A 13668-nucleotide genomic window follows, 5' to 3' on the forward strand; every position below is an offset into this window, starting at 1 on the left:
TTGATGACGAAGTATACCCGAGCGTCTTCGCAGGCGGCTCGCTATAATCAGCGGCTTTTGATGCTGGGTTTCGGATGTTCAAGATGGAGTTGGCGATGCGCGATCGAATGTTGGCTGCGGAGAAAGTTAAGGCCATCGATTGGCGAGACGACGCTCTGTACCTGCTGGACCAGCGGGTACTGCCGTTCGAGGAAGTCTGGCACCGCTATACCACCGCCGAGGGAGTCGCCGAAGCGATTCGTACGATGGTCGTGCGCGGCGCGCCGGCTATCGGCATCAGTGCTGCCTATGGTGCGGTGCTGGCCGCGCGTGCGCGTATCGCGCAAGGTGCAGACTGGTATCCGGCGCTGGAAGAGGACTTGCAGTTGCTGGCCGATTCGCGTCCGACGGCAGTGAACCTGTTCTGGGCGCTGAACCGGATGCGTGATCGTCTGATGCGCGTCAAGCACGGCGATGACCCGCTAGCGGCCCTCGAGGCCGAAGCCGTGGCGATTCACCTGAGCGACCGCGAGGCCAATCTGACCATGGCGCAGCTGGGCGCCGACCTGATCCGCAAGCACCAGGGCAATCTGCAGACGGTGCTCACCCACTGCAATACCGGGGCGCTGGCCACGGGCGGCTTCGGCACGGCGCTGGGCGTGATTCGTGCGGCGCATCTGGAAGGCATGATCGAGCGGGTTTACGCCGACGAAACCCGGCCCTGGCTGCAGGGTTCGCGGCTTACCGCCTGGGAGCTGGCCAACGAGGGCATCCCGGTGACCCTGAACGCAGATTCCGCCGCCGCGCACCTGATGCGCACCAAGGGCATCACCTGGGTCATCGTCGGTGCTGACCGCATCACCGCCAACGGCGACGTGGCGAACAAGATCGGCACCTATCAGCTTGCTGTCGCCGCCATGCACCACGGGGTGCGCTTCATGGTGGTCGCACCGAGCTCGACCATCGACATGGACATGGCCAGTGGTGACGACATCATCATTGAAGAGCGCGACGGCCGTGAACTGCTCGAAGTGGGCGGCCAGCGAGTCGGCGCTGAGGTCGAGGCTTTCAACCCGGTGTTCGATGTGACGCCGGCAGACCTGATCGACGCCATCGTGACCGAAAAGGGCATTGTCGAACGTCCCGATACCGCGCGCATGGCTCAATTGATGAGCCGTAAACACCTTCACTGAGGCAGACAGGCCCGACCCGGCGCCGTTGTGCAATGCGGCTGGGCGGGCCTGTAAGCGTTTCTCAGGCGTGTTATGTGTCTGCGGCTCGCTTTCAGCGCCTGCAAAGGATGTGAGCGCCTCGGCGATTGTGGTAATATCCGGCGGTTATCGGGGACACTGATTGTAGTCGCCCACGCTGCGTAGATTCATGGCATAACTCGTTGATTTGTCGTAAGTCGCTGCCCTGCATATGCTGGCAGCGGCGAGCTTCGTATACCCCGAATGGGTTTGCGAGGTTTCACCAGAAAAAGGAATCAGGCTTCTCATGGGCGAACTGGCCAAAGAAATCCTCCCGGTCAATATCGAAGACGAGCTGAAGCAGTCCTACCTCGACTACGCAATGAGCGTAATCGTCGGTCGCGCACTGCCCGATGCACGCGATGGCTTGAAGCCCGTGCACAGGCGCGTGCTGTTCGCAATGAGCGAGCTGGGTAACGACTGGAACAAGCCGTACAAGAAATCCGCCCGTGTGGTTGGTGACGTGATCGGTAAGTATCACCCGCACGGCGACACCGCCGTGTACGACACCATCGTTCGTATGGCTCAGCCATTCTCTCTGCGTTACCTGCTGGTAGACGGTCAGGGCAACTTCGGTTCGGTCGACGGCGACAACGCCGCCGCCATGCGATACACCGAAGTGCGCATGACCAAGCTGGCGCACGAGCTGCTGGCCGACCTGCACAAGGAAACCGTGGACTGGGTGCCGAACTACGACGGCACCGAGATGATCCCGGCGGTCATGCCGACCCGTATTCCCAACCTGCTGGTCAACGGTTCCAGCGGTATCGCCGTGGGCATGGCGACCAACATCCCGCCGCACAACCTCGGTGAAGTCATCGACGGTTGCCTGGCGCTGATCGACAACCCCGAGTTGACGGTCGACGAGTTGATGCAATACATCCCCGGTCCGGATTTCCCGACTGCGGCGATCATCAACGGTCGCGCCGGCATCATCGAAGCCTATCGCACGGGCCGTGGACGCATTTACATGCGTGCCCGCTCCATCGTCGAAGACATCGACAAGGTGGGCGGTCGCCAGCAGATCGTTATCACCGAGCTGCCTTACCAGTTGAACAAGGCGCGTCTGATCGAGAAGATCGCCGAGCTGGTCAAGGAAAAGAAACTCGAAGGCATCACCGAACTGCGCGACGAGTCCGACAAGGATGGTATGCGCGTGGTCATCGAGCTGCGTCGTGGCGAAGTGCCTGAGGTTATCCTCAACAACCTCTATGCCCAGACCCAGCTGCAAAGCGTTTTCGGTATCAACATCGTCGCCCTGATCGACGGTCGTCCGCGCATCCTGAACCTCAAGGATCTGCTGGAAGCCTTCGTTCGTCATCGCCGCGAAGTGGTGACCCGTCGTACCGTGTTCGAACTGCGCAAGGCGCGCGAGCGTGGCCACATCCTTGAAGGTCAGGCCGTTGCGCTGTCCAACATTGACCCGGTCATCGCCCTCATCAAGGCCTCTCCGACACCTGCCGAAGCCAAGGAGGCGTTGATCAAGACGCCTTGGGAATCGAGCGCAGTGGTCGAGATGGTCGAGCGTGCCGGTGCCGATTCGTGCCGCCCCGAGAACCTCGATCCGCAATACGGTCTGCGTGAAGGCAAGTATTTCCTGTCGCCGGAACAGGCTCAGGCCATTCTGGAACTGCGTCTGCACCGCCTGACCGGTCTCGAGCACGAGAAGCTGCTGGGCGAGTACCAGGAAATCCTCAATCAGATCGGCGAGCTGATCCGCATCCTGAACAGCGCAACGCGCCTGATGGAAGTGATCCGCGAAGAGCTGGAACTGATCCGCTCCGAATACGGCGATGCCCGTCGCACCGAAATTCTCGATGCGCGTCTGGACCTGACGCTGGGTGACCTGATCACCGAAGAAGAGCGTGTTGTCACCATTTCCCACGGCGGCTATGCCAAGACTCAGCCATTGGCGGTCTATCAGGCTCAACGTCGTGGCGGCAAGGGCAAGTCGGCCACCGGCATCAAGGATGAGGATTACATTGCTCACCTGCTGGTTGCCAACAGCCACACCACGCTGCTGATGTTCTCCAGCAAGGGCAAGGTCTACTGGCTCAAGACCTACGAGATTCCAGAAGCGTCCCGCGCTGCCCGTGGTCGTCCGCTGGTCAACCTGTTGCCGTTGAGCGACGGGGAATACATCACCACCATGCTGCCGGTCGACCTTGAAGCCATGCGCAAGCGTGCCGATGAGGAAGGCGAGGCCCTGGAAGGCGAGCTGGACGACGCGGAAAACAGCAGCGAGACCGAAGAAGAGCGCAAGGCCCGTATCAAGGCGGCCGACAAGAAGAAGGCTCCGTTCATCTTCATGTCCACCGCCAACGGTACTGTCAAGAAGACCCCGCTGGTTGCATTCAGCCGTCAGCGCAGCTCGGGCCTCATCGCCCTTGAACTGGACGAGGGCGACATCCTGATCTCCGCAGCCATTACCGATGGCGAACAGGAAATCATGCTGTTCTCCGACGGCGGCAAGGTGACCCGCTTCAAGGAATCCGACGTGCGCGCCATGGGCCGTACAGCCCGCGGCGTTCGTGGTATGCGTCTGCCAGAAGGTCAAAAGCTGATTTCGATGTTGATCCCGGAAGAAGGCAGCCAGATTCTGACCGCTTCCGAGCGCGGCTACGGCAAGCGTACGGCGATCTCCGAGTTCCCCGAGTACAAGCGTGGCGGTCAGGGCGTCATCGCCATGGTCAGCAACGAGCGTAACGGCCGTCTGGTCGGCGCGGTTCAGGTGCTCGATGGCGAAGAAATCATGCTGATTTCCGACCAGGGCACGCTGGTCCGTACCCGTGTCGGTGAAGTTTCCAGTCTGGGTCGTAACACCCAGGGCGTTACCTTGATCAAGCTGGCCAGCGACGAGAAACTGGTCGGCCTGGAGCGTGTTCAGGAGCCGTCGGAAGTCGAAGGCGAAGAGCTTGAGGGTGAGCTTGTCGACGGCGTGATCGTCGATGCCGCTGAAGTGGACGATGCCGGTGAAGACCTGCAGGCGGATGCTGCGTCAGACGAAGACGAACCAAAGAACTAAGCGGTAACGTAAATCAGGTAAGGGCTGGCTCGTCTGTGCATGCATCTGCATTCCAGGCAAGTCCAGCCCTTGCGGCATTCGGCCAGCCCGGCGGCCGGATCAAGATTCCCGCAAGGAGCTGCCAGTCGCTGCGGCGTCTGTCTGCTCGTGGCAAGTAACCAGAAACAAGCGCGTACAGACCCAACGTATTTGACGAGAGTGGATATGAGCAAGCGAGCCTTTAACTTCTGCGCAGGTCCTGCTGCGCTTCCTGAAGCTGTTCTGCTGCGTGCCCAGGCGGAGCTCCTCGACTGGCATGGCAAAGGCCTTTCCGTCATGGAAATGAGCCACCGCAGTGATGAGTTCGTCTCCATTGCCACCAAGGCCGAGCAGGATCTGCGTGACCTGCTGTCCATTCCTTCGAATTACAAAGTGTTGTTCCTGCAAGGCGGTGCCAGCCAGCAGTTCGCCCAGATCGCGCTGAACCTGCTGCCTGAAAATGGCAAGGCCGATTACATCGACACCGGCATCTGGTCGCAGAAGGCTATCGACGAGGCTTCGCGCTACGGCGCAATCAACGTCGCGGCCAGCGCCAAGGCCTACGATTACTTCGCCATTCCCGGCCAGAACGAGTGGAAGCTGTCCAAGGACGCGGCTTACGTCCACTACGCGCCAAACGAAACCATTGGCGGTCTGGAATTCAACTGGATTCCGGAAACCGGCGACGTGCCCCTGGTGGCCGACATGTCTTCGGACATCCTCTCGCGTCCGCTCGATATCTCGCGTTTCGGCATGATCTACGCCGGCGCCCAGAAGAACATTGGCCCCAGCGGCATCGTGGTGGTGATCATTCGCGAAGACTTGCTGGGTCGTGCGCGCTCGCTGTGCCCGACCATGCTCGACTACAAAGTCGCGGCCGACAATGGTTCGATGTACAACACGCCGCCGACCCTGGCCTGGTACCTGTCCGGGCTGGTCTTCGAGTGGCTGAAAGAGCAGGGCGGTGTCGAAGCGATCGGCAAGCGCAACGAAATCAAGCAGCGCACGCTGTATGACTTCATCGACGCCAGCGAGCTGTACAGCAACCCGATCAACAAGCCTGATCGTTCGTGGATGAACGTCCCGTTCCGCCTGGCTGACGATCGTCTCGACAAGCTGTTCCTGGCCGGTGCCGATGCAAACGGCCTGCTTAACCTCAAGGGCCATCGCTCGGTGGGAGGCATGCGTGCATCCATCTACAACGCAATCGATATCAACGCCATCAACGCGCTGGTGGCCTACATGAAAGACTTCGAGAAGGAGCACGGCTGATGTCCGAGCAAGAACTCAAGGCGCTTCGCGTCCGTATCGACAGCCTCGATGAAAAGGTACTGGAACTGATCAGCGAGCGTGCCCGCTGTGCCCAGGAGGTGGCCAGGGTCAAGATGTCCTCGCTGGCTGAAGGCGAGGTGCCGGTGTTCTATCGGCCGGAGCGCGAAGCTGCGGTGCTCAGGCGAGTCATGGAGCGTAATCGCGGGCCGTTGAGCAACGAAGAAATGGCGCGTCTGTTCCGCGAAATCATGTCTTCCTGCCTGGCGCTGGAACAGCCGCTCAAGGTCGCCTATCTTGGCCCTGAGGGGACGTTTACCCAGGCCGCCGCGATGAAGCATTTCGGGCACGCCGTCATCAGTCTGCCGATGGCTGCAATTGACGAAGTGTTCCGCGAAGTGGTCGCCGGTGCCGTGAATTTCGGCGTGGTTCCGGTGGAAAATTCCACCGAAGGCGCGGTCAATCACACCCTCGACAGCTTTCTTGAACACGACATGGTGATCTGCGGCGAAGTCGAACTGCGCATTCACCACCATCTGCTGGTGGGCGAAAGCACCAAGACGGAAAGCATCACGCGCATTTATTCCCATGCCCAGTCGCTGGCTCAGTGCCGTAAATGGCTGGATGCTCATTACCCGAATGTCGAGCGCGTCGCCGTTGCCAGCAACGCCGAAGCTGCCAAACGGGTAAAGGGCGAGTGGAACTCGGCGGCCATCGCCGGCGATATGGCGGCAGGTCTGTATGGCCTGACCCGACTGGCGGAAAAGATCGAAGATCGTCCGGACAATTCCACGCGTTTTCTCATTATCGGCAATCAGGAAGTCCCGCCGACCGGCGATGACAAAACCTCGATCATTGTGTCGATGAGCAACAAGCCGGGCGCGCTGCACGAGCTGCTGGTGCCGTTTCACGAGAATGGCCTGGACCTGACGCGTATCGAGACCCGTCCTTCGCGCAGTGGCAAGTGGACCTACGTGTTCTTCATTGACTTCGTCGGCCATCACAAGGATCCGCTGGTCAAGGCCGTGCTGGAGCGAATCAGCAGCGAAGCCGTCGCCTTGAAGGTGCTGGGTTCCTACCCGAAAGCGGTGCTCTGAGGGTGTGGTCCATGATTCGTTTGTTTTTTACCTTGCCGGGTTGTCAGGTGTGTTCGCGTGGTTGATGTGATTGCAGAACAGTCAGTACGGCCGGTGATCGGTCGTCTGGTGGTCGTCGGGCTCGGGCTGATCGGTGGTTCCTTTGCCAAGGGTGTGCGCGAAAGCGGCCTGTGTGGCGAGGTGGTCGGCGTCGACCTCGATCCGCAGTCGCGACAGCTGGCGGTCGAGCTGGGGGTCGTGGACCGTTGTGAGGCTGACCTTGCCACCGCTTGCCGTGGTGCGGACGTGATCCAGCTGGCGGTGCCGATACTGGCCATGGAAAAGCTGCTTGCGCTGCTGGCGCCGATCGATCTGGGTCATGCAATCCTGACCGATGTCGGCAGCGCCAAAGGCAATGTGGTGAGGGCTGCACGTCAGGCGTTCGGGCACATGCCGTCGCGCTTCGTTCCCGGCCATCCGATTGCAGGCTCCGAGCAGAGCGGTGTCGAGGCGTCCAATGCGGCGCTGTTTCGTCGCCATAAGGTCATTCTCACGCCACTGACTGAAACCGATCCCCAGGCGGTGGCGATTGTCGACCAGTTGTGGTCAGCCCTTGGGGCCGACGTAGAGCACATGCAGGTCGAGCGCCACGACGAGGTGCTGGCTGCCACCAGCCATCTGCCGCATCTGCTGGCATTCGGTCTGGTCGACTCGCTGGCCAAGCGCAATGAGAACCTGGACATATTCAGGTATGCCGCGGGCGGGTTTCGTGATTTCACGCGCATCGCAGGCAGCGATCCGACCATGTGGCATGACATTTTCATGGCCAATCGTGATGCCGTACTGCGCACCCTGGACAGCTTTCGCACCGATCTCGACGCCTTGCGCGAGGCTGTGGATGCCGGTGATGGCGCGCAGTTGATGGATGTATTTACCCGTGCACGCGCAGCGAGGGAGCACTTCGGCAGAATTCTCGCCAGCCGTGCGCGTGTCGATACCGCACCTGAGGAGCCTCGTGCACTTCACGGCGGGTCTGCTGAGGGTGTCAGTCATCGCATCAAGGGGCCGGTTGACGTGACGTCGGCGGTGCTGTTCATGGTCGCGACGTCGATCAGTGAAGGCTGCGATCTGCTGCTGGAGGACGTTCCCGTCAGTTCCTCTTGCGAGGGGGCGATCGATATTTTGCGCCTGATGGGCGGCGATATCGTGCTGCAGAACGTCCGCAAGCTGGCGAATGAAGCGGTCGCTGACCTGCATGTTCGCTCGGCCCGGCTCAAAGGCGCTGACATCCCCGAAGCACTGGTGCCTCTGGCGCTGAATGCATTTCCGGTGCTTCTTGTTGCCGCAGCCTGCGCAGAAGGGCGTACCATTCTGCGCGGCGCGCAGGCCCTGCAAGCCGATGAGTCGGAGTGCGTCAGGCTGATGGCTGACGGTTTGCTGGCGCTCGGTATCGAGGCCGAGCCCGTGCTGGATGGCATCATTATCGAAGGCGGTGTGCCGGGTGGCGGCGAGGTGGATGCTCGCGGTGATCAGCGTATCGTCATGGCGTTTCGCGTTGCATCGTTGAGGGCTTCGGCACCCATCCGTATCCAGGCGTGCGCGGATGCCGCCGCATTGTTTCCCCATTTTCTGGCGCTGTGCGCTCAAGTTGGCATGCGTGTAGCGCAAGAGGACAAAAAGTGAAAATCAAAGCTCCTGTTATTACCATCGACGGCCCCAGCGGTTCCGGAAAGGGCACTGTCGCCGGATTGCTGGCCAGGAAACTTGGCTGGTGCCTGCTCGACTCAGGCGCGTTGTATCGCCTGCTGGCTTTCGCGGCGCGCAATCACGGTGTCGACCTGACCAATGAAGAAGCGCTCAAGGTTCTGGCCGCTCATCTGGATGTTCAGTTCGAAGCGACTGCAGCAGGGCAGGGGCAGCGCATCATTCTGGAAGGCGAGGACGTCACCCACGCCATTCGCAACGAGCAGGTCGGCAGTGGCGCATCACAGGTGGCCTCGCTGCCGGCGGTGCGCGATGCGTTGCTGTTGCGTCAGCGAGCGTTTCAGGAAGAGCCGGGTCTGGTCGCGGACGGTCGCGACATGGGTACCGTGGTCTTTCCGGATGCACCGCTGAAGATATTCCTCACCGCCAGTGCCGAGGAGCGTGCGCGTCGACGTTACTTGCAGTTGAAGGCCAAGGGCGATGATGTTAGTCTGTCGAGTCTGCTAGATGAGATATGTGCACGCGACGAGCGTGACACCCAGCGAGCGGTAGCACCGTTGAAGCCGGCGCACGACGCCATACAGCTGGATTCCACTGAATTGTCCATCGAACAGGTGCTGGAACGCATTCTGAGCGAAATCGCGCTTCGCGGTATTGCCGGATGACGAAGAAGCATGTGGGAGACCAGTCATAGTCCCGCAGGCTTTCTTTTACTTGAACGAAACCCACGTTGTCTGGAGCGTGGCAGATGGGCGTATTCTTCGCCCTTGATCAACAGGAATTAAAATGAGCGAAAGCTTTGCAGAACTTTTTGAAGAAAGCCTAAAGACCCTCAACCTTCAGGCCGGTTCGATCATCACCGCGATCATCGTTGATATCGACTACCAGGCAGGTTGGGTTACGGTTCACGCCGGTCTGAAATCTGAAGGCCTCATCCCGCTGGAGCAGTTCCACAACGACGCTGGCGAGCTGACCATCAAGATCGGTGATGAAGTTCACGTTGCGCTGGACGCGGTCGAAGATGGCTTTGGCGAAACCAAGCTGTCCCGCGAAAAAGCCAAGCGTGCCGAGTGCTGGATCGTTCTGGAAGCGGCTTTCGCAGCTGAAGAAGTGGTCAAGGGCGTTATCAACGGTAAGGTTAAAGGCGGCTTCACTGTCGACGTTAACGGCATCCGTGCGTTCCTGCCTGGTTCTCTGGTTGACGTCCGCCCTGTGCGTGACACGACTCACCTGGAAGGCAAAGAGCTCGAGTTCAAGGTCATCAAGCTGGACCAGAAGCGCAACAACGTTGTCGTTTCCCGTCGCAGTGTCCTGGAAGCCGAGAACAGTGCCGAGCGCGAAGCTCTGCTCGAGTCCCTGCAGGAAGGTCAGCAAGTCAAGGGTATCGTCAAGAACCTCACCGATTACGGCGCATTCGTCGATCTGGGTGGCGTCGATGGCCTGCTGCACATCACCGACATGGCCTGGAAGCGCATCAAGCATCCATCGGAAATCGTCAACGTTGGCGACGAGATCGATGTCAAGGTCCTGAAGTACGATCGCGAGCGCAATCGTGTTTCCCTGGGTCTGAAGCAGCTGGGTGAAGATCCATGGGTCGCTATCAAGGCTCGCTACCCGGAAAGCACCCGCGTTACCGCGCGTGTTACCAACCTGACCGACTACGGCTGCTTCGCAGAGCTGGAAGAAGGCGTGGAAGGCCTGGTACACGTTTCCGAAATGGACTGGACCAACAAGAACATCCACCCTTCGAAAGTCGTTCAGGTTGGCGACGAAGTGGAAGTCATGGTTCTGGACATCGACGAAGAGCGTCGTCGTATCTCCCTCGGCATCAAGCAGTGCAAATCTAACCCGTGGGAAGATTTCTCTGGCCAGTTCAACAAGGGCGATAAAATCTCCGGCACCATCAAGTCGATCACCGATTTCGGTATCTTCATTGGTCTGGACGGCGGCATCGATGGTCTGGTTCACCTGTCCGACATCTCCTGGAACGAAGTGGGCGAAGAAGCCGTACGTCGCTTCAAGAAGGGCGACGAGCTCGACACTGTGATCCTGTCGGTTGATCCTGAGCGTGAGCGTATCTCGCTGGGTATCAAGCAGCTGGAAAGCGATCCGTTCTCCGAGTACGTCACTGTCAATGACAAGGGCGCCATCGTTCGCGGTATCGTTAAAGAAGTTGACGCCAAAGGCGCCATCATCACTCTGGCCGACGACATCGAAGCGACCCTCAAGGCTTCCGAAATCAGCCGTGACCGCGTTGAAGACGCGCGTAACGTTCTGAAGGAAGGCGAAGAGATCGAAGCCAAGATCATCAGCGTTGACCGCAAGAGCCGCGTAATCAGCTTGTCCATCAAGTCGAAAGACGTTGAAGACGAGAAAGAAGCGATCCAGAGCCTGCGTAGCAAGCCTGAAGTCGCTGAAAGCACTGGTCCTACCACTATTGGTGACCTGCTGCGCGCGCAAATGGAAAAACAGAACTAAGTTCTGCTTGACCAAAAAAAGGACGACTTCGGTCGTCCTTTTTTGTTTCTATCGTTCAGGCGCTACAGGTTCGGGTCTTCCTGGCTCGCTCTGACGCACAGTGTGAGTCGCAAAACGCCTCCATTGGCTTCTCAGGCTGTCTCGTTTCGTCTATTGCTCCAGCTCCCTCCCTCTGCCTCGCCCCTGTCATGTCGCTGTAATCTGTTCATGCCTGGTTAGACGGGATTGAACATAAGTCAATAGATGGGCTGTTCAAATTCATCCGGTCATGCTAAAACCTTCCAAGCGCTGATCTAGCTGCTTGAAAAAGAAGGGAAAAATATGACGAAGTCGGAGTTGATCGAACGAATTGTCACCCATCAAGGGCTGCTCTCATCCAAGGATGTCGAGCTGGCCATCAAGACCATGCTTGAACAAATGTCCCAGTGTCTGGCAACCGGAGACCGAATCGAGATTCGAGGCTTTGGCAGCTTTTCGCTGCATTACCGCGCACCGCGGGTAGGGCGCAACCCGAAGACCGGTCAGTCGGTCAGCCTCGATGGCAAGTTTGTCCCGCATTTCAAGCCGGGCAAGGAGCTGCGGGATCGGGTCAACGAGGATGAAGAAGAGGGCTTTTAAAGCCATTCACCACAGGATCACCAGATGCGTATCTTCAAACGAGTCATTTTGATCGTCGCCGTATTGCTCGTTGTTTTGGCAACAACTGTGTTTGTGCTTGAGAACCGGCAGTCTGTTGCCGTGACGTTTTTCGGTTGGTCGGCGCCTCAGCTTCCGCTGGCATTGCCTGTTGTCCTCGCGTTGCTCGTGGGCATGGTCATTGGCCCGATACTGGCGTGGATAGCCAGCCTTCGCAAAAAGCGCGCACCTTCCCCTCGCTCTGTCTGAGCAGCGCTGATCATGCGTCGTCGGAGAACGATCTGGCGACACGATAGCGCGCGTCTTTTACTCCCTTCTGTTCATGAAGCAGCATGCGCTGCTGCTGAGCTGGCACGCTTTGTTGTGTCTTCAAACAGTTTTGTCGAAAAAAGAGTCTTATAATTCTGTCGGTTTATTCTTCTGTTATATGAAGATTAGTTACTACGCCGTGTAGGAATATTCGCTTTTTTAAATCGTGTACCCATTTTAAAGGGGGTACGGGTTATATTGATTTTCAGCGTCGATTACTGCTGCCCTGACAGCCTTGTGTCAAGGCTTGAAAATGATTCGTTCAAGTGCAGAATGCGCCGAAACTTAATGTTCAGCCCTGATATCGGATATCCCGGATATTCAGAGCAGGCTGGCAAGAAAAGGTGACTGCATGTTTTATCCGCAAATCATTCATCACGGCGCTGTCGATACAGTAACGGGCTCGTGTCATCAGCTGCACATCGACGTATCGAGCAGCCTGCTGATTGACTGTGGGTCGGTGCAGGAGCGCGGCAGGCAGTCCGAAAGCGCGTCATTCGGATTCGATCCCGAGGCTATCAGGGCGCTGCTGATCAGCCACGTACACAATGACCATGTCGGGCGTATTCCAGAGTTGCTGGCATCCGGTTACAAAGGGCCGATACTGTGCAGTGAGCCCAGTGCCCATCTGTTGCCACTGGTCATGGAAGATCTCCTGAAAATTGAATTTGCACACGACCCCGGGCAAGTCGCGCGCTACCTGGACGTCATCAACAAGAGAATTATCGCTCTGCCATTCGATGACTGGTTCAGCCTGATCGACAACGAATCCGTGCATTGCCGGGTCCGCTTGCAGCGCGCCGGACACATATTGGGGTCGGCCTATATAGAATGCGATCTTCAATATCCTGCACAAGGGCGTTCTGTGCGGGTGGTGTTTTCCGGTGACCTGGGGGCGAGTCATACGCCTTTTCTGCCTGCGCCGAAGCCGCCCGAGCGCGCGGATGTGCTGGTGCTGGAAAGCACCTACGGCAATCGTGTTCACGAAGATCGCAACATTCGTCAGCTTGGACTTGAGCGCATCATAGACAAGGCGCTGGAGGATAACGGCACCGTGCTGATACCGGCGTTCAGCATCGGCCGAACCCAGGAATTGCTCTACGAGCTGGAAGACATACTGCGACGCAAGATGCCTTCGAATCATTGCACTGAAAGCAGCGAGCACCGGGGTGAGAGTGCCCCAGACTGGTCGAGGTTGCCGATCATCCTTGATTCGCCTCTGGCGAGTCGCTTTACCAAGGTCTATCAGTCGTTCGAAGACTATTGGGATGAGGACGCCCGGCTAAGGCTCGACGTCGGCAGAAAGCCGTTGGGTTTCGAGCAACTGGTTACCGTCGACACCCATGAAGAGCATTTGCGTACGGTCAATTACCTGGCCAGTACGGCGCGTCCGGCCATTGTGATTGCCGGTAACGGCATGTGTGCAGGAGGCAGAATCGTCAATTACCTGAAAGCCATGCTCGGCGACACACGACATAACGTGGTATTTGTCGGCTATCAGGGCAAGGGAACACCGGGCGAGGCCATTCAGTTACATGGCCCATCGGGCGGCTATGTAGAGCTGGATCGCGAGCGCTTTGATATAAATGCCGGAGTCCATACCGCAAAAGGCTATTCTGCTCACGCCGATCAGGTCGAATTGGTCGAGTTCGTCACGGGGATGAAAGAGTGGCCGACGCAGATTCGGTTGGTGCATGGCGAAGCGGCTGCGAAAAAGGTTCTGGGTAATATTCTGAGTCGTAAGTACTCGCTCGAAAAACGCCCGTTGGAACTGTTTATCCCTTGAAGGCACGATGAGCACGTTAGTTGTCGGCTGGCGTGGTAATCGAATTCTTGCAAGTGAGTGCCAGGACATGATGATTGTGCATTGACCTTGGTACACGTTGAGCATCATCGTGAACGTTATAAAATGGATTGAACATAT

Annotated in this window: 10 protein-coding genes; all 10 read left to right on the forward strand. The window is 58.3% G+C overall.

Annotation, left to right across the window (positions count from 1 at the left end):
• Positions 1–95 precede the first annotated feature (95 nt).
• The 10 genes from mtnA to JOE29_RS06780 all read left to right on the forward strand — a co-directional run bounded on the left by mtnA (position 96) and on the right by JOE29_RS06780 (position 13530).
• Positions 96–1172 carry an S-methyl-5-thioribose-1-phosphate isomerase gene (gene mtnA, locus JOE29_RS06735; RefSeq protein ID WP_004416794.1) on the forward strand — a complete coding sequence of 359 codons (1077 nt, stop codon included), beginning with the start codon at positions 96–98 and terminating at the stop codon, positions 1170–1172.
• A 304-nt stretch (positions 1173–1476) separates the two neighbouring features.
• A complete protein-coding gene (gyrA, locus tag JOE29_RS06740; RefSeq protein ID WP_074952134.1) occupies positions 1477–4254 on the forward strand; it encodes a DNA gyrase subunit A in 2778 nt (925 codons plus the stop codon).
• A gap of 204 nt (positions 4255–4458) precedes the next feature.
• The gene (serC, locus tag JOE29_RS06745) at positions 4459–5544 is read left to right on the forward strand and encodes a 3-phosphoserine/phosphohydroxythreonine transaminase (RefSeq protein ID WP_210079161.1); all 1086 of its coding nucleotides are present in this window, start codon (positions 4459–4461) and stop codon (positions 5542–5544) included.
• On the forward strand, positions 5544–6638 hold the full coding sequence (gene pheA / locus JOE29_RS06750; RefSeq protein WP_003314657.1) for a prephenate dehydratase: 1095 nt from the start codon (positions 5544–5546) through the stop codon (positions 6636–6638). Before serC ends, pheA begins: the two co-directional genes overlap by 1 nt.
• 57 nt (positions 6639–6695) lie before the next feature.
• Positions 6696–8300, forward strand: a complete 1605-nt coding sequence (locus tag JOE29_RS06755) for a prephenate dehydrogenase/arogenate dehydrogenase family protein (RefSeq protein WP_024960060.1) — start codon at positions 6696–6698, stop codon at positions 8298–8300.
• Entirely contained in the window at positions 8297–8986 is a 690-nt protein-coding gene (gene cmk / locus JOE29_RS06760) for a (d)CMP kinase (RefSeq protein ID WP_003319089.1), read from the forward strand. Before JOE29_RS06755 ends, cmk begins: the two co-directional genes overlap by 4 nt.
• 121 nt (positions 8987–9107) lie before the next feature.
• The gene (rpsA, locus tag JOE29_RS06765; RefSeq protein ID WP_002554562.1) at positions 9108–10799 is read left to right on the forward strand and encodes a 30S ribosomal protein S1; all 1692 of its coding nucleotides are present in this window, start codon (positions 9108–9110) and stop codon (positions 10797–10799) included.
• Positions 10800–11120: 321 nt separating this feature from the next.
• Positions 11121–11417: an integration host factor subunit beta gene (gene ihfB / locus JOE29_RS06770; protein WP_002554561.1), complete on the forward strand. Its 297-nt coding sequence runs from the start codon at positions 11121–11123 to the stop codon at positions 11415–11417.
• Between the two features lie 24 nt (positions 11418–11441).
• Positions 11442–11684 carry a lipopolysaccharide assembly protein LapA domain-containing protein gene (locus JOE29_RS06775; protein ID WP_003314660.1) on the forward strand — a complete coding sequence of 81 codons (243 nt, stop codon included), beginning with the start codon at positions 11442–11444 and terminating at the stop codon, positions 11682–11684.
• A 412-nt stretch (positions 11685–12096) separates the two neighbouring features.
• Positions 12097–13530: an MBL fold metallo-hydrolase gene (locus tag JOE29_RS06780; RefSeq protein ID WP_103363348.1), complete on the forward strand. Its 1434-nt coding sequence runs from the start codon at positions 12097–12099 to the stop codon at positions 13528–13530.
• Positions 13531–13668: the final 138 nt, after the last annotated feature.

The organism is Pseudomonas sp. PvP009 (assembly GCF_017832995.1).
GTDB classification, from domain to species: Bacteria; Pseudomonadota; Gammaproteobacteria; order Pseudomonadales; family Pseudomonadaceae; genus Aquipseudomonas; species Aquipseudomonas syringae.